The organism is Gloeobacter violaceus PCC 7421, assembly GCF_000011385.1.
GTDB classification, from domain to species: domain Bacteria; phylum Cyanobacteriota; class Cyanobacteriia; order Gloeobacterales; family Gloeobacteraceae; genus Gloeobacter; species Gloeobacter violaceus.
Genome location: NC_005125.1, coordinates 2,465,600 through 2,485,563 on the forward strand (window position 1 = coordinate 2,465,600; position 19,964 = coordinate 2,485,563).

At 59.5% G+C, this 19,964-nt stretch carries 18 protein-coding genes; 10 read left to right on the forward strand and 8 right to left on the reverse strand.

The annotated features are described in order from the left end of the window. Positions 1-186: 186 nt before the first annotated feature. Entirely contained in the window at positions 187-1,944 is a 1,758-nt protein-coding gene (locus GLL_RS11905) for an FG-GAP repeat domain-containing protein (protein WP_011142299.1), read from the forward strand. Between the two features lie 484 nt (positions 1,945-2,428). Beyond that, on the forward strand, positions 2,429-3,358 hold the full coding sequence (locus tag GLL_RS11910; protein ID WP_164928984.1) for a WG repeat-containing protein: 930 nt from the start codon (positions 2,429-2,431) through the stop codon (positions 3,356-3,358). Positions 3,359-3,467: 109 nt separating this feature from the next. Here GLL_RS11910 and GLL_RS11915 read toward each other — a convergent pair whose 3' ends face one another. The 5 genes from GLL_RS11915 to GLL_RS11935 form a co-directional block, all read right to left on the reverse strand. Then, a complete protein-coding gene (locus GLL_RS11915; RefSeq protein ID WP_011142301.1) occupies positions 3,468-3,854 on the reverse strand; it encodes a helix-turn-helix domain-containing protein in 387 nt (128 codons plus the stop codon). A 1,418-nt stretch (positions 3,855-5,272) separates the two neighbouring features. Next, positions 5,273-5,785, reverse strand: coding sequence for a DUF937 domain-containing protein (locus tag GLL_RS11920; RefSeq protein WP_011142303.1), 513 nt, complete (start codon positions 5,783-5,785; stop codon positions 5,273-5,275). 93 nt (positions 5,786-5,878) lie between these two features. Beyond that, entirely contained in the window at positions 5,879-6,802 is a 924-nt protein-coding gene (locus GLL_RS11925) for a ferritin-like domain-containing protein (protein WP_011142304.1), read from the reverse strand. Positions 6,803-6,855: 53 nt separating this feature from the next. Beyond that, positions 6,856-7,266 carry a resolvase gene (locus tag GLL_RS11930; RefSeq protein WP_011142305.1) on the reverse strand — a complete coding sequence of 137 codons (411 nt, stop codon included), beginning with the start codon at positions 7,264-7,266 and terminating at the stop codon, positions 6,856-6,858. Between the two features lie 3 nt (positions 7,267-7,269). Beyond that, complete coding sequence (locus GLL_RS11935) at positions 7,270-8,628, reverse strand: DUF3084 domain-containing protein (RefSeq protein ID WP_011142306.1); 1,359 nt, start codon at positions 8,626-8,628, stop codon at positions 7,270-7,272. 50 nt (positions 8,629-8,678) lie between these two features. Between GLL_RS11935 and GLL_RS11940 the strand changes: the two genes are divergently transcribed. The 5 genes from GLL_RS11940 (at position 8,679) to GLL_RS11960 (ending at position 13,874) form a co-directional block, all read left to right on the forward strand. Continuing rightward, positions 8,679-9,311, forward strand: coding sequence for a TIGR04282 family arsenosugar biosynthesis glycosyltransferase (locus GLL_RS11940; RefSeq protein ID WP_011142307.1), 633 nt, complete (start codon positions 8,679-8,681; stop codon positions 9,309-9,311). A 108-nt stretch (positions 9,312-9,419) separates the two neighbouring features. Then, entirely contained in the window at positions 9,420-9,659 is a 240-nt protein-coding gene (gene acpP, locus GLL_RS11945; protein WP_407919988.1) for an acyl carrier protein, read from the forward strand. A 378-nt stretch (positions 9,660-10,037) separates the two neighbouring features. Continuing rightward, positions 10,038-10,892: a hypothetical protein gene (locus GLL_RS11950; protein WP_164928986.1), complete on the forward strand. Its 855-nt coding sequence runs from the start codon at positions 10,038-10,040 to the stop codon at positions 10,890-10,892. A gap of 71 nt (positions 10,893-10,963) precedes the next feature. After that, a complete protein-coding gene (locus tag GLL_RS11955) occupies positions 10,964-12,187 on the forward strand; it encodes a phosphoglycerate kinase (RefSeq protein WP_011142310.1) in 1,224 nt (407 codons plus the stop codon). Positions 12,188-12,260: 73 nt separating this feature from the next. Beyond that, positions 12,261-13,874, forward strand: a complete 1,614-nt coding sequence (locus GLL_RS11960) for a B12-binding domain-containing radical SAM protein (protein WP_011142311.1) — start codon at positions 12,261-12,263, stop codon at positions 13,872-13,874. 15 nt (positions 13,875-13,889) lie between these two features. On the opposite strand, the gene GLL_RS11965 is transcribed toward GLL_RS11960, so the two are convergent. Beyond that, complete coding sequence (locus GLL_RS11965) at positions 13,890-14,798, reverse strand: ribokinase (RefSeq protein WP_011142312.1); 909 nt, start codon at positions 14,796-14,798, stop codon at positions 13,890-13,892. Positions 14,799-15,061: 263 nt separating this feature from the next. Here GLL_RS11965 and murC point away from each other — a divergent pair, with 263 nt between their 5' ends. The 3 genes from murC to GLL_RS11980 are packed head-to-tail and all read left to right on the forward strand — an operon-like array spanning position 15,062 to position 17,975. Further along, a complete protein-coding gene (gene murC / locus GLL_RS11970; RefSeq protein WP_011142313.1) occupies positions 15,062-16,444 on the forward strand; it encodes a UDP-N-acetylmuramate--L-alanine ligase in 1,383 nt (460 codons plus the stop codon). Further along, positions 16,441-17,334 carry a UDP-N-acetylmuramate dehydrogenase gene (murB, locus tag GLL_RS11975; RefSeq protein WP_011142314.1) on the forward strand — a complete coding sequence of 298 codons (894 nt, stop codon included), beginning with the start codon at positions 16,441-16,443 and terminating at the stop codon, positions 17,332-17,334. Before murC ends, murB begins: the two co-directional genes overlap by 4 nt. A 38-nt stretch (positions 17,335-17,372) precedes the next feature. Beyond that, positions 17,373-17,975, forward strand: a complete 603-nt coding sequence (locus GLL_RS11980) for a GvpL/GvpF family gas vesicle protein (RefSeq protein ID WP_164928988.1) — start codon at positions 17,373-17,375, stop codon at positions 17,973-17,975. Positions 17,976-17,982: 7 nt separating this feature from the next. On the opposite strand, the gene GLL_RS11985 is transcribed toward GLL_RS11980, so the two are convergent. Continuing rightward, the gene (locus GLL_RS11985; protein ID WP_164928989.1) at positions 17,983-18,600 is read right to left on the reverse strand and encodes a protease pro-enzyme activation domain-containing protein; all 618 of its coding nucleotides are present in this window, start codon (positions 18,598-18,600) and stop codon (positions 17,983-17,985) included. 128 nt (positions 18,601-18,728) lie between these two features. Next, positions 18,729-19,886, reverse strand: a complete 1,158-nt coding sequence (locus GLL_RS11990; protein ID WP_011142317.1) for a pyridoxal-phosphate-dependent aminotransferase family protein — start codon at positions 19,884-19,886, stop codon at positions 18,729-18,731. Between the last annotated feature and the right edge of the window lie 78 nt (positions 19,887-19,964).

Consider the following 19,964-nt stretch of genomic DNA (forward strand, 5'->3'; position numbering starts at 1 on the left):
TTGCAGTTCTTCACGTTTTTGTATCTTGAATTACTTCAATATGTACTTAATGTGTGATAAGAATTGCTATGCCTAAAGAAGAAGTGGAACTTCTTTAGCCATCATCCGTGAGTAAAATCGCTCAGTTGTTTCAACAGAGTTTGTCACTAAGTTGGAAATCATTGAAATAAGGAGTCGTGAGTTGTCATGAAAAACATTGAACGCACATCTTTTTTGATCTTTTTTGCGACTTCAATAGTGATATCAACGCCCTGCATGGGTGAGCCATTATTAGGAAATGAGAATCAAGAAGTTTATCAATTTCCGATGGGTAGCATAATTAAATTAGGCAATCCTCCCTCTTCGTTAGAGAAGGGCAATGATACAGAAGATAACAATAGTTTTGTTACTGATGCAATGGAACTTGATACCGTGCCCGATATAAATTGCCCAAGCGGGCTAACATTAACAAAAACAGAAATTGAGCAGAGGGCTCGTGATCTAGGACTTCTCACTGACACTATGTCCAGCGGTCAAGTGACCCAAGCACTAGGAATTATATTTCAAAACATGGCTGTAAAAAGCATTAATGCAGTTGAAAACAAGAAAAAAGTCTTTACTTCGTCAGGTGCTGGATCAGTGCCTGATGTACTGCAATCGATAACTTATACGATTCCTCCTAATCCTCCAAAATCATATGTGGAAAGCTACTTTGGTGATGCGAAAGCGATTAAAGAAGGCTCCACGATTACGGAAAGTTCTGGGTCGTCTCCAAAACAAGTTTCCAATTTTTTAGGAGCGCTGCTGGTATCAGAAGCTGGCAAAGCAGCAACAAGCACGAATATTATTCGCCCGGCAATGGTGTTTTACACTCCTGGAGGTATCGCAATAGGTTCATCTTTGGTGAACACAGCTACAACCAACAAAACCCTAATGCTTCAAACTAAAGCTTGTACTAATCCAGGTGGAACGCCTGGAGTAAGTGACATGTTATTAGGTAAAGCAGTTCTCCTTAACCCTAATGTACTTCCTGCTGGCTCAATTTTTATAACTACAACGGGTCTTTCAGCAAGTGGACTTTTCCGCGTGGTGAAAACGTCTTATGAAAACTTTGTCAACTTTACTCGTTATTTTACGGGCACCAATACTGCAGAGCTTGCAACATATCGTAGTGGCAATTGGTATTTTGCCGACTCGTTGTACGGTGATCAAAGTTCGACAGTATATGGTGTGTCCGGAGACATGCCGTATCCAAGGGATTTTGATGGCGATGGGATACCAGATCTGGCAGTTTGGCGACCCTCAAACCAGCATTGGTATGTGAAATATAGCTCGACAAAAGCCAGCAAGGATTTGGGAGTCTACGGAATCCCTACAGCCCCCTATTATGATTGGCTTGTGCCTGATGATTTTGATGGAGATCGAAAAGCAGATCTGGCAACTTGGCGATCGTCAGACGGACACTGGTACGTTAAGTACAGCTCATCAGGGGTCAGTACCGATTTGGGGGTTTATGGAGTGCCTGGGAGTCCATACTACGATGTAGCTGTACCTGGCAACTATGATGGAGACGCAAAAACTGACAGAGCAGTTTACAGAACTTCATCTCAAGAATGGTATATCAAACAAAGTTCTACGGGTCAACAGGCAACTGTTGTAAAATACGGTATTGCTGGCGATAAACCAGTTCCTGCCGATTATGATGGCGATGGCAAGACCGATAGAGCAGTATGGCGCCCTTCAAATGGACGCTGGTATGCAAAGTACAGTTCTACAGGTGATAGTGTTGATTTAGGAGCAAACGGAATATCGGGAGATATACTTGTGCCTAGAGATTACGACGGTGACGGTAGGGCCGATAGAGCTGTGTGGCGACCTTCAAACGGTTATTGGTATATCTACTTTAGTTCGGATGGGGCGTTCTACTCCAAGCAATGGGGTCAGTCCAGCGATATACCTCTGTAATTCTACTTATCCATAGGACAGTGGCTAACTGCATCCTACAGCTAGCAATGTATCAACATGTTATATTGATGAAAAGTGGGAAAGCATTATTTGCTTTCCGAAGTAGATGTACAAGCCTACAGTCGTATTGCTATGAGTGGGTTCTGAATGGTCGCAGTTGACGGAATCGTACTATCTAACCCTGATCTGTCAAACACGGGCGAAACGTTGAATCTTCGTGAGCTGAAAGGCCGTGCTTTCGTTGAAAAATCCCTATGTGACAGATCAGGGCTAAGTAGGCGGAGCTAATTAAACGTCAGGTTGTGGAGGATGCTAAAAAGCTTTAGCCTGAGACTCAGCCGCAGCACCTTATGTTTATTCAGCTTCGGCTACTTAGTAAAATCTACAATAGTATCTAGGTGAGATATTGATTTAACTGTGTTTTCAAATCACGCGGAAACACAGCTTTCCTCTGCTGCTTCCCATTAATGATGAGGCTTCGAGTTTGAATAACTTGTTTCCAGTGCAGCGAGAAGGTGTTTGGGGCTTTATCAACAACATTGGTAAAATAACGATTGAATTAAAATTTAATGAAGCTCAAAACTTTTCTGAAGGCATTGCCGGAGTGCTCACCGATGAAGGATGGGGTTTTATTGATGAGTCTGGACGCTATCTTTATCTTCCCCAGTTTAATGGAGCAGAACCGTTTTTCGAGCAAGTTGCACGTGTAAGGCTTGAAGACTGTTGGGGCTTCGTTGATCTAGTTGGTAATGTTTATAGTCTCCCCTCAGAATACATAGAAGTTGGAAGGGCGTTCTCTCAAGGGTTGGTGCTTATTGGCACATCTGAAGAAAAGTATGGCTACATTAATAAATTGGTAGAAGAAGTGATCCAACCTCAGTATGATTATGGAGACCCATTTTCCGAGAATTTAGCAGCTGTTCATATAGGTGGGTGGCCTGGAGGTAGATGGGGCTTCATCGATTTTAGTGGCCAGCTAGTGATAAAGCCAAGCTTTGACAAGGTTTTGGAGGGTTTTCGTCAAAGTTTGGCAAGAGTTTCTTACAGAGACGAAGTTATTTACATTGATAGGACTGGCTCAAGAGTTGATGACATAAAAGCTGTTTGCTCTAGAAATTCATCTGAGGGCTTAGCAACTATAAGCGTTCGCAATAGATGGGGATATGCCTCTATACATGGGGATGTGGTTATTGAACCGATTTTTGAGTCTGCATATCCCTTTTGTGAAGGACTAGCAGCTGTACAAGTAACTAATAGAAAATGGGGCTATATTAATAAAATGGGAGAGACAGTTATTGATCCGAAGTTTGATCATGCTAGCTGCTTCTCACATGGTTTAGCTCTTGTAGATGTCGGCAACTCAGAAGGCTACATTGATAAACGCGGAATTTATGTGTGGAAGTCATTTGTATGAATGAGGATGCGGGTTTGGTTATAGAAGTGCTTACTGGATCAAAAGAATAACCCCCGGCTGTTTGGTGTCGGGGACTTCCTCTTTGAGAGCTTTCAGGAAATTTAGGTAATTATAGGGGCAACTTGGCAATGTAGTCGGCCAGGTCCGAGCGGCGCACCCGCCAGGCGCGGCCGATTTTCCCCGCACGCAGCTCCCCGGCGGCGATAGCCCGCTTGAGCTGATCACGGCTTAGGCCAGTGAGCGCCTGGGCCTCGCCGAGAGTGAGCAAAATTTTCTCCCCGAGAGCGGCGGCCGGACGCTCCGTCTTGCGCCGGTACCCCAATTGATCGAGAAGCCCCACCAAGCCGACGAGTGCTTCGCCAGGGCTCGCCAGTGGCGCTAATGCTGTGTCGGAGCCTGTCGGAGCGGCTGTCGGAGAGACGGTAGCCGACTTGGTGAGAGAAGTGCCTAAAGTGGAGCGAAACCCGGCCAGTTCTTTAGGATCGTAGGTGGCCATCTGGCCCGCTGACCCGCGTTCGTAGGTGACGCCGAGCTTACCCTACTGCGTGTAGCGCTCCAAGGTGCGCAGGCTCACACCGAGAAAAGCCGCCGCTTGTTCTTTGTTCACTGTCCTTCCTCGCCAAGGTTCGCCAGCCGTGGCGAACCTTGGCGAGAATATACCACGACAGCCCTCGCCAACCGTGGCGAACCTTGGCGACACTCTGCAAAAGCTGAAATTCGAAGTCACCCAACACGCCCGACACCATATACAGCGTCGGGGGAGATCCCGTAAACTATTCGCAATTGATAAGCCAAGCCAGGGCTTTGCCCTGGCGGGAGATTTCGAGAGATACGACCCTCTCTAATCTCGAAGCTTTCAAGTGAGACCGCCGCTTGGAGCCCACCCATAGTGTACGCGACTTCAAATAGGCTTGAAAGTTCAGAAGATTACTCAAATCGCCAGTCCCGAGGCTGGATAGGCCAGGCCCGCGAGCAGACGAGGAACCAGACCCGCGCGTTGGTGGAGGAGTTGGCCGCCACCCACCGATGGATCGGTCTGGTGCACGAGCGAATTAGCCGCAGCCGGGCGCACACAATCGGCCGCATCGTCGAAGCGGTGATCGGCCTGGTGGATCGGGCGGGCTACTGCTGGGCGAGTGCCGAGACGATCGCCGGCTACGCAGGGTGCGACCGCTCGACGGTGTTTCGGTTGTGGCCTGAGATCGAATTTGCCGGGCTGCTGGTGTCGGTTCGCCAGGCGCACGGCCCCAACCGGGTCTACCTGGACGCGGCACTGATCGATCGGGTGCTGGCGCTGGATACACCGAGATGGGCGGCGAACCCCACGAGCCCGTTTTGGCTGCGCTACCGCCAATGGCTGGGGCAGTCGATCGCCTATCGTCACAGCCGCGCTGCACTTGAGCCGAGTGCACTCAAGAGCCGTCTCAATTTGACACCCAATTATCTAGAAGACTCTGATCAACAAATTCAACGTTCCAAAGGCTTGGCTGAGCCCAGAGCATTCCCCCCCCAAGCCGCAGACGATACCACGGCCACTCCTACAGGCAAGGGTGCGCTTCGTCCTCCGCTTTGCTCCGGCCCTTGCCCTCCGTCACTCGGCCGTGAAACCGAAAAGCTTTCGGAGGGGGGAATGTCTCTCACACAGACGGCGGCTCGGCAGAGCAACCACAACCACCCGAAACAATCGTCACCCCCGGCCGGGCGCGAGTGCCCGAGGCGCTGCAGGCCGTGCTCGACCGCTGGCCAGAGGTGGCCGCGCGCCTCGACGAGCGCTGTTTGCGCAATCTGGTCGCCTTCCGCCACGCGTTGCGACGCATCGACCAGGTGCTGGCGATGGCCGACGCCCAACCCGCCAGGTCGTTCTGGCGTGGGGTTGCAGCCAGGCAGTTTCGGTCGCTTCGAGGGTCGGGAAACCTAGAGAAATCGGCCTGCCACGCGCACCATGTCGCCTAGATCCACGTCGCCGTCGTTGTCGGTGTCCAAGAACGTACCCAGCAGGGGATTGCCCTGCTGGGGATTACGACTGTTGGTGCCGCCCTGCAACAGCTGCAAGATCAAAGGTATGACGACGGGCAAGAGCGCCTGGATGGTGGAAGCGTCGATGCCGGTGCGGTTGGCGGTGTCCTGGACCACCTGCGGTTGCCGCGCTCCAAAGAGCGCCTGGACGGCCTGCGGATTCGCTTCGGTGCCGCTGTACTGCTGCACGGTGGCCTCGGCCTGCTGCGGCCCGGCGCCGGCGCGCTGTTGCTGGAGGGCGCCGCGCACCTGTTGCCCCACCACCGAGAACAACTGGGTCATCGCCTGAGTGTCGGCGCCGTGGGCCTGCCCCTGCTGTTGAAGAGTGCCCAGAACCGAGGCCACCTGACCCTGGCTCGCTTGCTGCTCGGGGTTGGCGATGGCGGCAAGGATTTGATCGAACAGTCCCATAGAAGCCTCGACGCGGGAGGAACGCCTGGATCCTACGCCTTGTTCCCGGGCGGGACAAGCCACCCGGGTATGTTGGCAAGTTCAGGGCACCATTCAGGCCGTCTTACGTACGTAGGACGACTCGGGCGCCTCGGGCGCGTCCGCCTTGGCGGCGCGGCCCAGGCCCAGAAATGCAGGCAAAAACTGCTGCATGAACTGCACCGGATCGCGCTGGAAGGCGATCTGAACGAGGCTCAGCCGGTGCATCTGGGTCTCGGGCAAAATGCGCGGCAGGTGCTCCATCAGGTAGCCCGGCCGCTCCCATACCGGCAGCGTCTCGGAGATCTCAAGCAGCCACTGGGCACGGCGCAACTCGGCTCCAAGGGTGATATCCATGCTCGTCTCGAAGGCTGCCTGCTCGATGGTCGTGTAGCGGCGCTTGGCCGCTTCGACCCGCTCGGCGTTCTGGGGCGAGGTGCGGGCCATCTGGGCGAGCCAGCGGTTGCCCCAGCGCACATGCCCCGCCTCCTCCGGCAAAATTCGCTCGATGCACGCGCGGATCTGGAGGTTCTCAGGCGTCTGGGGCGCGTTCTTGAGCGCGTGGATGTGGGCGGAAAAATACAGGCAGCCGCGCTTCTCGGTGACGTTGATGGCAGCGAGGCTCTCGATGAGATAAAAATCGAGGTCGATCTCTTTGCCGGGCTTGCCGCCGGTGTCGTGGACAAGGCGCTCGAATTCGTCGATATACGAAAGCCCCGGCGGCACGTTGAGTTCTGCCCCCAGATCGTAGAGCAGCTCGGTCAGCCAGTTGGCGTGGCGGGCTTCGTCGTGGATATGGCGCGAGAGGTCGCGGATGAGTTCACGCTGCTGACCGTCGAGGCGCTCGATCACCTCGGTGAGATCCTTGCAGGCGCGCTGCTCGGAGTAGCGGTAGCGGTTGAGCGTAATGTTTTGAATTTCGCGGTCCCGGACGACAATGGCGAGAATTTCGCGGGCTCCGAACTGGTCACGGAACTTCCGCGGGTATGTAACAGTCATCTTGAGTGGCTCGTCACGACTTCATCAATTTTAACTAGACTTTCGGGGATTGATTAGCGCCGGTCGGCGTCGATCAGCCCCACCAGGTAGCGCTCCACCAAAATGAGGGCCACCACGTCGTCGTAGGCTTCCGGGGGCACCCGAAAATCTTGGGGCAACAGACGGTTGAGCCCCCGGGGCGGGTTGAACTGCCAGTAGCGGGCGCGGGCCTGCTCGCTGGAGCGGCGCTCGGGTACCGCCACCAGGCGCACCTCGGGAAAGGCGGCGCGCAGTTGGGCCTGCCAGTACTCGGATGTCGTCTGATCACCGATGACCAGGGCGGCCACCGGAAAGTCCTCCAGCAACCGCTCCACCTGCTTGAGCAGCTGGTCGCTCGCTACGACCGAGCGAAAGTAGAGCTTGCGGTCGAGGCCCACCAGCGCCAGACCGCACTTGGAGCGACCGGGATCGATACCCAGGATCATCGCTTACCCGGCCTTGCTGAGAATACGGCCGTTTTGCATCGCTACGAGTTTGAGGCTGAGGGGACCAAGGGTGTAGACATCCTGCTTGGAGACGGCCTGGAGGGTGACGGCGCCGTTGCCGGGTTGCGAGCGCAGCTCTTCGATCATCCGCTCCAGGTCTCTGTACAAAAATTCGCCCACCTTGGCGTCGCGACCGCTGGTGAGGATACCGGCGTCGCGGGCCTGGCGGTTCGCCTCGTTGAAGAGATCCACCAGCGTTACGCGCAGTTTTTCTTCGTCGTTCAGAACATTACGATCGATCTGGCGGGCGGCGATCACCCGTCCTTCCTCGAACAACAGCTGGTTGGGGCGGACCTGTCCGAAGACCCAGACCGGCTCGCCTTTGAGAGAGTTGTCAATCGAAATCAGCTGCAGGGCGTGATCGCCGGGGGCGGCGAGTTGCTGCAGGATGCGGCGGGCCTCTTCGGCGCTCATGCACACCGCACTTTTGCAGCCCGCCTCCGGTTCCGGCTGGGCGCCGGCTTTGAGGGCTTGCTTCTGGACTTCGCTGAGAAATTCGTCGAAGATGCGCTGGGTCTCAGCCATACCCCGCCCGCCCGGTACCTTCGCCTTGGCGACCGCCTCTTCGGCTTCGAAAATCAGTTCGGTGCGGCTGCGCAGGCGATTGGTCGTCGCCTGGGAGGCCGCCACTTTTTTGGCCAGTTCGGCGGCGATATAAAAAAGCGTCTCGTTCTCCCGCTCCAGTTTCTTTTTCTGGCGCGCCAACTGGACCAGGTCTTTGCGGCTGCGCTGCAAAGAAGTAGCCAGCCGCCTTTGCTCGCCATTGAGCGTCTGCACCGCCTGTCGCAGCACCTGAGCATTTTTTTGGACGGCGGCTTTTTGGGTCTCGAGGGTGGCAAGCAACTTCTGGTTCTGAGCAAGCTTGCGTTCGCTTTGTTCTTGCTGGGAGCGCGCCTCGGTCAGTTGCCGGTTGATGCTCTGCAAGTTCGTCTCCGCCTGACGGCGCTCGGCAAGGGCCGATTGGAGGGCACGGCGCTCTTCGGTGCGCTGACTTTGGACGGCCAACAGTTCTTTTTCGGCCGCTGCCTGTTGGCGGGTCGCATCGCGCAGGCGCGACTGCACCTGGTCGTAGTTAAAGAGCGCGAACTGCACCCGGTCGGAGACCAGCAGCACCAGTGCCAGTGAAACCCCGGCGATCATCACCCCGGTAAAGACGGTCACCAGCGTGGCGGTGTCCCGGGGCCGCAGCTTGAATAGACTCAACCGTTTTTTGCCCACCATCGAGCCGATGCGGTCGCCGACGGTGGCAATCCCGCCTCCAAGAATCAGCACGGCCAGAATGAGCAAAAAACCAGCTACCATCGATCCCGCAGCGGTCGAACGGAAAGTACGGCAATTCTAGCAGAGCCTTTGTGAAGCATCCTGCCTTGATCGTCTTTGCTAAAACCCCAGTTCCAGGGCGGGTCAAAACTCGTCTATGTCCGCCTTTGACTCCTGAGCAAGCCTGTCGGCTCTACGCTGCGTTTTTGAGCGATATCCTGGGCGAAGCTGCCCGCCTTACCCAGTGGCGGCGGGTGATCGCCTACGCGGGCGATCCAGACTGGTTCGCACCCTGGGGTGGGGATTTTGAACTGTTGGAGCAACAGGGGGCGGATCTGGGTGAGCGCCTGCTCCATGCCTTCGAGGCGGTGGGCACCCCGGCGGTGGGCATCGGCAGCGACAGCCCCCACCTTGATAGTGAGATTTACCGTGTCGCTGCCGAACGTCTGGAGCAGGTGCCGGTGGTCATTGGACCCTGTACCGACGGCGGTTATTACCTGATCGCCCTCGCCCGGCCGGTGGATTTGTTTACAGCTATGCCCATGGGCACCGATCGGTTGCTCGCAGCCACCCTTGGGCGCGGCCGGAATCTGGATCTGGCGATGGAGTTACTTGGCGAAGATAGCGACATCGACACCTGGGCCGATGTGCAGGCGGTGCGCGCCAAGCTGCCTGCCCACTCGCGCCGGACCCTCGCCGCCATCGAGGCGGAACTGGCCCGGTAAGACGAGCCGAAGCAGTAGCACGTCAAGGCCAAAGCAGTGTACTATCAGCGATTGGGTCAGGCACAGCCGGGCCGAACAATATGCACTTTAGAGGCAGGAATGAACGAAGTGGAAGTTTATCAACGCGTCAAGAAGATCGTCGTGGAGCAACTGTCCGTCGAGGAGTCGGAGGTGACTTCCGAATCGAGCTTTGCCAACGACCTCGGTGCCGATTCCCTCGACCAGGTGGAACTGGTCATGGCACTTGAACAGGAGTTTGAAACCGAAATCCCGGACGAAGACGCCGAAAAGATCACCACCGTCGGCGACGCCGTCACATATGTGCTCAAGCGCGGCAGCGAAGTTTAAAGCGTCTCTATGGCGGCAGGCCGCCACCGTCCGCCGATTCGGGTCTCTGCCTCCAGCCCTGGACATTCTGGTTAAACCCTCGTCCACCGGTTTGGGCGGACAAGGGTTTTAGCTGAGCAGCCTCTGGGGTTGCTTTCGACCCCCGGATTTTTGACCTGTCTTTCGTCCCATCGAGGGGTTTCTCTTGTTTCCGTCACAAATTGCACGATATTGGGGAGAGCAAACAATCGTTAAGAAAAACCGAATTCACCTTCGGCAAGCAATCATTAAAAAAATCTCTAATCCTTGCCGATAGAGCGATCCCCGCATCGATACTTGAATGACGCTGCTGTTTGCATCGGCTTTGCACCTTTCGGCGTGTCGCACTTACCTATGAATATGTCCATCGCCATTCAGCCCGTTGCTCAGCGCACACCGGGCCGGTTGCATCTTGCAATTCGAGGACTCGAAGCCGACCCCGCCTGGGACACGCGGCTTGAGTCGCGCTTGGGCGAGTTGCCCGGCTTGCACGCTATCTGCGCGTCTATCGCCAGCGGCAGCCTCCTGCTGCGCTACGACCCGCGCTGCTGGAACACCGAGAGCCTGGTGGAGGCGATCGGTCGGGCGATCGGTCGGCCCTGGCGCTTCGAGGCGCCCGCCGGCGTGCCTGGCACTGCGAGCGGCCGGTTGGTCATAGTCGCGGAGGCCGCACCGGTCATCCGGCAGATTTGCGGTGGCGACACGTGCGTGGACCTCAGCCGCTCCCGCCCGATGCCCAGCCGCCACGCCACACCGCATCCGTTCGAGGTCGATCCGCTCTGTTGCACGCTGCGCATCGGCGCACTGTGCTACCCCGACGCCCGCCCCGACGCCATTGCGCTTGCTTTTGCGGCGGCAGCCCGCCGCAGTGGGCTGCCGGTCGATGCCTGGCTTCAGCAATATCAACCTATCGGGGCGCCGGTGAGCGGGCCGTTTTTGACCTGTTTTCGCCGCCGGGGCAGCCAGGTGCTGGCCCTCGCCCGTGGCCGGATGGCACCGGTGCTCGATCGGTGTGCGTTCATTCAGGATCGGCAGGGTTGCCATCCCCTCGACGATACGCTGCGCCACCGGCTTGAGGGTGAAGAATGCCGTACATCCCACCTTGTCGCCTTTGCCTATCGGCCGCTGCTGTTTCAACAGAGTCCCCAGACCCCAGTGGGCGACTGGATCTTTGCCGGTTTTGCCACCCTCGACTGGCCCGGCGGCCAAAACTGATTCGCGCCGTCTTTGACTCCGGGGCGGGCTGTACCGGAAAATAATCGCGAAGGACGTTGGGAGAACGGACGGTGGCGAAGAAAACGGTTGAGGCCCTGGGGGCGGCGGACCTCAAGGGTAAGCGGGCTCTGGTGCGGGTTGATTTTAATGTTCCCCTCGACGAGAGCGGCCAGATCACAGACGATACGCGCATTCGCGCTGCGTTGCCCACCATTGGAATGTTGACCGGTGGGGGGGCGCGGGTAATCCTGGTGAGCCACCTGGGGCGTCCCAAGGGTTTTGACGATCAGTTGCGCCTCACGCCGGTGGCCAAGCGCCTGGGCGAACTGCTCGGCCAGACGGTCTACAAAGCCGACGACGTGATTGGCCCGGAAGTCGAAGAAGCGGTCAAGAAGCTCGAAGACGGCGATGTGCTGCTGTTGGAGAACGTGCGCTTCTACCCGGAAGAAGAAAAAAACAACCCCGAATTTGCCCAGAAGCTCGCGGGCCTCGCCGAACTTTATGTCAACGACGCCTTCGGCACCGCCCACCGCGCCCACGCCTCCACCGAAGGCGTGGCGCGCTACTTGCGCCCGGCGGTGGCGGGGCTGCTTTTGCAAAAAGAACTCGAATACCTGGGCAAAGCCCTCGAAAGCCCGGAACGGCCGGTGCTTGCCATCATGGGCGGCGCCAAAGTGAGCGACAAGATTCAGCTTATCCAGAACATGCTCACCAAGGTCGATTCGATCTTGATCGGCGGGGCGATGGCCTACACGTTCCTCAAAGCCCAAGGCGTGGATGTGGGAGCTTCCCGCTGCGAGACGAGCACCACCAAAAAGGACGGCACGACCGTCGATTTGCTCCAGCTGGCCCTCGACCTGCTTGCCGAGGCGAAGGAACGGGGCGTCACCTTCTTGCTGCCGGTCGACCACCGCACCAACGATAAGTTTGGTGACCTTGCCGACCCGCCGGTCACCCCCGATGCCAACATCCCGGAGGGCCAGATGGCCCTGGACATCGGTCCCAAGACCGAGGAACTCTACGTGGCCGAAGTCCAAAAATCGGGCACGGTGATCTGGAACGGTCCGATGGGCGTCTTCGAACTGCCGGGATTCAGCAAAGGCACCTTCGCGGTGGCCCATGCCCTGGCTGAGAGCGACAACCTCTCGATCGTGGGCGGCGGCGACAGCGCCTCGGCGGCCGAGAAAGCCGGTGTGGTCGACAAGCTCAGCCACGTGAGCACCGGTGGCGGTGCCTCGCTCGAATTTCTCGAAGGCAAGACCCTGCCCGGGGTAGCGGCCCTCGACGAAGCCTGAGGGGGCTTGCCAGATGTCCGGTGTCAGGGGATATCCTGACACCGAATAGCTTTTTGCAACCAAGGAGGCCCCTGTGAGCCCATCTGCCGCCGCCCAGGCCGATCGCCGCACGCGCTATCGCCCGCGCCACACCCGGCGGATCCTCTGTGTCTTCCCGGCCTACAGTCCTTCTTTTGGAACCTTCGAGCACGCCTATCCGCTGATGGGGTCGGTGCGCGCCTTCATGCCTCCGCAGGGGATTCTGGTGGTGGCGGCCTACCTGCCCGCCCAGTGGGAGGTGCGCTTTATCGACGAGAATATGCGCCCGGCCCGCTCGGAGGACTACCGTTGGGCGGACGCGGTGATCGTCAGCGGCATGCACATCCAGCGTCCGCAGATCCGCAAGATCAACGAACTGGCGCACCGCTGGGGCAAGATCACCGCCCTGGGCGGCCCCTCGGTCTCCGGCTGCCCGGAGTACTACCCGGATTTCGACTTGATTCACATCGGCGAACTGGGCGACGCCACCGACCGGATGATCGAGTACATCGACATGCACACCGAACGGCCGGCAAGTCAGATGCGCTTCGAGACGGCCGAGCGCCTGCCCTTGGACCGCTTTCCGATTCCCGCCTACGACAAAATCAACCTGGGTAACTACTTTTTGGGCAGCGTCCAGTTTTCGAGCGGCTGCCCCTACGCCTGCGAATTTTGCGACATCCCGGCCCTGTACGGCCGCAATCCCCGCCTGAAGACCCCTGAGCAGGTGACGGCCGAACTCGACGCGATGCTGCGCTCGGGCAACCCGGGGGCGGTCTACTTCGTAGACGACAACTTTATCGGCAACCGCCGCGCGGTTGCCGACCTGCTGCCGCACCTCATCGACTGGCAAAAGCGCAACGGCTATCCAGTCCAGTTCGCCTGCGAAGCGACCCTCAACATCGCCCAAAGCCCCAAGATTCTGGAGATGATGCGCGAGGCATACTTCTGCACGGTCTTCTGCGGCATCGAGACCCCCGAACCCGACGCGCTCAAATCGATCTCCAAAACCCACAACCTGAGCATGCCGATCCTGGAGGCCATCGGCACCCTGAACAGCTACGGCATGGAGGTCGTCTCGGGGATCATCATCGGTCTTGACACCGACACCCCCGAGACTGGCGAGCGCATCCTCGAATTTATCCGCCTCTCGCAGCTGCCGATGCTCACGATCAATCTGCTGCACGCCCTGCCGCGCACACCGCTGTGGGATCGGCTCCAGCAAGAAGGCCGCCTGGTGAGCGAGGTCGAGGGCCGCGAGTCGAACGTCGAATTTTTGCTCCCCCACGATCAAGTGGTCGAGATGTGGCGCCGCTGCATCACCGCCGCCTACAGCCCCGAATTTCTCTACGAGCGATTCGCGTACAACTGCGAGCACACCTACCCCAACCGCATCGCTGTGCCCAACAGCCCCGAGCGCACCAGTTGGGCGAATATCCAGAAGGGACTGACGATCCTGGCCAACCTGCTCATCAAAGTCGGTGTGCTGAGCGATTACCGCGAGACGTTCTGGAAGATGGCGGTCCCTGCCCTGCGCTCCGGCCGCATCGAGGAGCTGATCCACGTCGGCCTGGTGGGTCACCACCTGATTTCTTTTGCCCAACAGTGCGCCGTCGGCAAAGAATCGGCGTCGTTCTATTCGCAGAAAGTCCGCACCGCAAGCCACTGAGCGTCCTGACCCCTGCTACAACACCGCCAGCACCTCGGCCATGGTCGGCATCGAGGCGGCGGCCCCGGGCCGCTCCACGCAGATCGAAGCGGCGGCGTTGGCGAAGACGAGTGCCTGTGCAAAAGGCTCACCGGCGGCCAGCCGGGCCGCCAACGCACCCACGAAGCCGTCCCCCGCCCCGGTGGTATCGACCACGACTTCCACCCGCCGCCCCGGTACCGTCTCGCTCACCGGCCCGAGGCAGGCCACCGCTCCCCGCCCGCCGAGGGTGACCACGACATTTTCGATTGCAGGTTGCAACGAACGGGCGGCGGCGATCACCGTCCCGGCATCCTCGGCATCGACAGCCGCACCAGTGAGGATGGCCAGTTCACTCTCGTTGACAACCAGAACATCCGCCGCCGCCGCCAGGGTCGGGGCTAAAGGCCGGGCAGGGGCGGCGTTGAGAAGCGTGCGCGCCCCCAGCCGTTTTCCCCGGACAAAAAAATGTTCGATCGTCTGGGCGGGGATCTCGCACTGGCTCACCAGCACATCGCCCGGCTCGATATCCACTTCGACATCCACCGGGCTCAGCGCGTCGTTGGCGCCGGGAACGACGACGATTGTGTTCTCACCGCTATCGGCTACGGTGATGAGCGCCGTGCCGCTCGCTCCTGCCGTCGCCAGTACCCGTTGCGTATCCAGGCCTTCCTGGCTTACGAAGGCGCGCAGACTTCCACCGAAACCGTCGTCTCCCACCCGGGCGATCAATATGACCGGCGTCCCCAGACGGTAGGCCGCGATTGCCTGATTGGCGCCTTTGCCGCCCGCGAAAAACTGCACCGATTGGCCCAGGAGCGTTTCGCCCGGCTGTGGATGACGCGCGGCGCGCACGACGATGTCCATGTTGATGCTGCCGGCTACGACCACCTTCGCGCTGCCCATGCTTTCCTCATAAGCGAATGCCTGTCATTTATAGCCCTCCGCGTCCGGATAGGACGGACGCGGAGGGCCGCTGCCTTTTCGGTAGATTGAAGAGCACAGAGAACAAAGCACCAGCGAAAAGCAGCGCACCTGGATTGTGAATGGCGATCCCGCAAGTCTTGGGGAAAAAAACTTAATCCCCAGGGCTTGACATGGTAGATTATGGCCGTCATGATCTCGCGGGTCGTGATGTTTCTGTCTACAACAACCGGTGTGAAACAGGAGTGAATATGTCGCTGGACCCGCTGGTAACGGGTGAGGTTTCTCATTTTGTCGGTATCGGTGGCATCGGCATGTCCGGCCTGGCTCTGGTATTGCGTTCGCAAGGAAAGCGCGTCAGCGGTTCGGATCTCAAGCCCAACCTGCAGACCCAGCGCCTGGAAGCCTCGGGCATCTCGGTGTTCTACGGCCACCGCGCCGAAAATCTGCAGGGAGTGACGCGGCTGGTCTATTCGAGCGCCATCCAACCCGACAACCCGGAACTGTTGGCGGCGCGCAGGGGAGGCGTCGCCGTCCGCCACCGCGCCCAGGTGCTCGCCCAACTGGCGGAAGGCTACCGGATGATCGGCGTGTCGGGTACCCACGGCAAGACCACCACCAGCAGCTTGATCGCGGTGATGCTTTACCACTGCGGCTTGGACCCGACGGTGGTGGTGGGAGGCGAAGTGGACGAACTGGGTGGCAACGCCCGTTTGGGATCCGGCCCGCACCTGGTGGCGGAGGTGGACGAATCGGATGGGTCGCTGGTGCTCTTTTCGCCGGAGGTGGCCGTGGTCACCAACATCGAGGGCGACCACCTCGACCATTACGCCAACCTCGAACAGATCGTCGAAGCTTTTCAGCAGTATGCCAATCAGGCGCGGGTGGTCGTAGGCTGCCTCGACTGCCAGGCGGTGCGCGACCGGATGCCGTTGACTGTGAGCTACAGCCTGGATGGTCACCCGCAGGCCGACTACACCGCCGACCGGGTGAGTTTCACCGCCCAGGGCACCACCGCCCGCGTCCTTGAGCGCGGCGAGGTATTGGGAGAATTGAGCCTCAAATTGTTGGGCCGCCACAATCTGGCCAACGCCCTGGCGGCGGTGGCGGTGGGCCGCTATCTGGGCCTCAGCTTCGAGCAGATTGCCGCCGGGCTGCGCGAATTTCGCGGTGCCCACCGCCGCTTTGAGCGGATCGGCGAGCGCGACGACATTGTCTTCGTAGACGATTACGCCCACCATCCGAGCGAAGTGCGTGCCACCCTGGCCGCCGCCCGCCTGCAGGGCCGCCGGGTGGTGGCGGTCTTTCAGCCCCACCGCTACAGCCGCTCGCAGCTGTTGCTCGACGAATTCGGTACGGCCTTCGGCGATGCCGACGCGGTGGTGGTCACCGAGATTTATGCCGCCGGGGAGGCAAACACCCTCGGTGTGAGCGGCGAATTGGTGGCCCGCAGGATTGCCGCTCACCACCCGGACGTGCACTTCGAGGCGACCAGCGACAGTCTCAAGCGCCACCTGGAGGCCCATCTGCGCCCCGGGGATCTGGCGCTATTTTTGGGGGCGGGCAACCTCAACCGGATCATTCCCGAACTGTTGCAGCGGGCGGAACCGCCGGCACTTGCCCTATGAAAGATCAGCTGCAGCCGGGGGTCTCACTGGCGCTGCTCACCGCGTACCAGGTGGGCGGCCCGGCCGAGTGGTATCTGCAGCCGACCAAAGCCGAGGTGCTCGACGAAGCCCTCGGTTGGGCACGCCGCTCCGAGTTGCCGGTCACGGTGATTGGGGCGGGGACCAATTTGCTGATTAGTGACGTGGGCATCGGTGGATTGGTCGTCCACCTGCGCAGCTGGCGGGGTACCCAGATCCTCGAAGAGGGGCTCATCGAAGTCAAAGCCGGCGAGTCGATCGCTGCTCTGGCCTTTCAGACGGCCCGCCGCGGCTGGGCGGGGCTGGAGTGGGCGGTGGGGGTGCCCGGCAGCATCGGGGGGGCCGTGGTGATGAACGCCGGAGCCCACGGCGCCCAATTTTCCGACACCCTCGAAAGTGTCGAAGTGCTCACCGAGACCGGCGAGCGGCGGCGGGTGGCGGCGGGGGAACTCGGGCTTACCTATCGCTCGTCGCTATTGCAGCAGCGCGATTGGGTGGTGCTCAGCGCCCGGCTGCGGCTTGCTCCCGGCCACCAACCGGCCCGCCTTATCGAGCACATCGACGAATTTAATACCTTTCGCCACCGCACCCAGCCCTCGGGCTTTCCCAACTGCGGCAGCGTCTTTCGCAACCCCGGCGGCGAGAAAAAAGCCGGCTGGATGCTCGACCGCTCCGGGCTCAAGGGCCAGAGCGTCGGGGCGGCCCAGGTGGCCGAGCAGCACGCCAACTTCATCCTCAACCGCGGCGGCGCCACTGCCCGCGACATCCTCACCCTGATGACCCGCATGCGCGACCGGGTCGTTGCGGACTGGGGCATTGCGCTCAAGCCGGAGGTGCGATTTTTGGGGCGTGGTTTGAACTGGGCGGGCTGATTTCGAGCTAGCATCTAAGCGTGGCGTTGTCCCTGGCGTTGTACGCATTTGCATTTTTGGAACTGCCGCTGCCCATCTGCCCGCCCATTGGCTGGCGCGGTGTTCCGATCGAATTTATCGAAGTCGGGTCGCTTGCGGCGGCGGTCGATTACACGCTGCCCTGGCGGATCATCCAGAACGACGACGAGCAGGTGTTGCAGGCGGCTTTGCTCCACGACCGGGTGATCTGCGACCTGTTTCGCCAACAACCGGTATTGCCGCTGCAATTCGGCACGGTCTTCGTCTCCCTCGATGGACTGTCCCATCACCTGGGGCGCCACGGCGAGCGCTACCGCGAGCGCATCCGCAACCTCACCGGCATGGGCGAATACACCCTCAAACTTGCCCCGCAACTTTTGCACAGCCACGAGGACGACTTCGAGCAAACGGATCTCGAACTCGCAAGGCTGCAGGGACAACTCAAAGAGCGCTACAGCCGCATCGTGGACGGCTCCCCCCAACGCGGCGTCGAGCGGGTTCACCTGCTCATCCCGGTCTGCGAAGAGAGTTCGCTGCGCCAGCAGGTCCACGACTGGCAAAGCGAGTACCGTTGCTGGCAACTCGACATCCTCGGCCCACTGCCGCCCTATCATTTCGCTTGACGTTGCTTCAGGGCTGTCCGGCGGGGGTGCTCGGTGCACAGTCCATAAACGGGCCGGGCCTGCAGGGAAGAGCGCGGTTGAAGGGCGGTTGTTCAGGAGCAGGCGGTGAGCATTTGGCAAAATTGTTTGGCCCGAGGCTGAATGAGGAACCGGCCTGGCACTCGCCCGCGGTCTTAGAAACAGGCTGCAACCCCCAGATGGCCTCCACGTAACGGGCAATATCACCTGGTAAACTCGCAGCAGTACGCGCCCAGCGCACCAGCTTACCGGCGCTGAAGGTCTCGGCAATTTCGACCCGCAGTGCTCTGCTCACCCGGGCAACGGTGCCACTCACCGACAGCGGCAGAGTCTTGCCCAGACGGCGCACCTTAAGCCCCTGAGCGGTAAACCAGTCGCCGACGAGCTTGTAGTTGGCCTCGGTGGGTTCCTTGAGGCGGACATAAAACGACTGCACCGGATCGTCCGGCTTGGCGGCCCGGGCCGTGGCGGGTACCGGTTGCTCGACGCTACCTGGATAGACTGTTCGACCCACACCGGACAGGTTGATTGAAAACTGCTTGGTTTCCGGTTGTGAAGCAGCCTGAAGCGGCACCGTGTCGGCAAAAAGCGCTGCAAGGAGTGGCACCGACAAAGACATTCTGAACCAATTCAATTTGCGCATTACCGGCAGTTCCCCGTATTAGCCTGCCTGGGCACTTTTAGTGTACGCACAAATTAAACCGGACATCCGTGGTCATTGACCACTAGAGGCGTTTAGCCGAAAAGCACCGCGCTTGCCGCCGCCACGCCGCTTCCCGGGGTGAAGCCGTCGTAGCCCAGGGTGCGCAGGGCGCCTTCGAGGGCAGCGATGGCCGTAAGCACGTCGCGCTCACCCACGAAGCCTAGATGGCCGATGCGCACGATCTGCCCTTCCATCTCCCCCTGGCCGCCCGCGATCACGATGTCGTAGTGCTTCTTGAGCGTGGCGCGCAACTTGTCGCAGGCAATACCCTCCGGCGGCACGACGGCGGTAATCGCCGGGCTTGCGGAGTGGTCGTCCGGATTGAACAGCGCCAGCCCCAGAGCGCGTAAAGCGGCGCGGGTGGCGTCGCGCAGGCGGGCGTGGCGGGCAAACAGCGCGTCGAGCCCCTCGGCTCTCAGCATCTGCAGCGTCGTCTGCAGGGCAAAGACGAGATTGACCGGCGTGGTGAAGGGAGTGTTGTTTTTCTTGAGGGCCTTGCGGTACTTGCGCAGGTCGAAGTAGTAGCGCGGCATCGTCGAGCGCTCGCAGGCGGCCCAACCCCGCTCGCTTACCGCCAAAAACCCGAGTCCCGGCGGGATCATATAAGCTTTTTGCGAGCCGGAGCCGACAAAATCGAGCCCCCAGGCGTCCACCGGCACGCTCGTCGCCCCGAGGCTGGTCACCGCATCGACGATCGACAGCGCCTCGCCGTGGGCGCGGATGTAACCCACGATCGTCTCCAAGTCGTTGATCACCCCTGTCGAACTCTCGCTGTGGGTGACGACCACCGCTTTGATGGTCTTGTCGGTGTCCGCTTCGAGGGCGGCTTTGAAGGCGTCCGTAGAGAGGGGTTGTCCGTAAGGAGCGAAGATAACCTCGACATCGAGGCCGAAGGCCTGGGCTACTTCCACCCAGCGCTCGCCGAATTTGCCGTTGGCACCGACCAGCACCCGATCGCCGGGGGAGCAGGCATTGATGATCGCCGCTTCGAGAGCCCCCGTGCCGCTCGAAGAGAGCATCAGCACCTCAGAAGCCGTCTGGTGCAGCCACTTGAGGTTCTCGGACACCTCCGCCATGATCTTGGCAAATTCGCCGCTGCGGTGACCGATGGGAGCTTTGGCCATGGCCAAGAGCGCCCGCTCCGGCATCGGCGTCGGACCGGGAATCATCAAAAACAACTTGTCGTCCATGACGGAAGCGCCTCTGCTTTGAACCCTGGCATTTTAGCAACTGTCCCGTAGCCAGGAATACATTCTTATCACACCCGG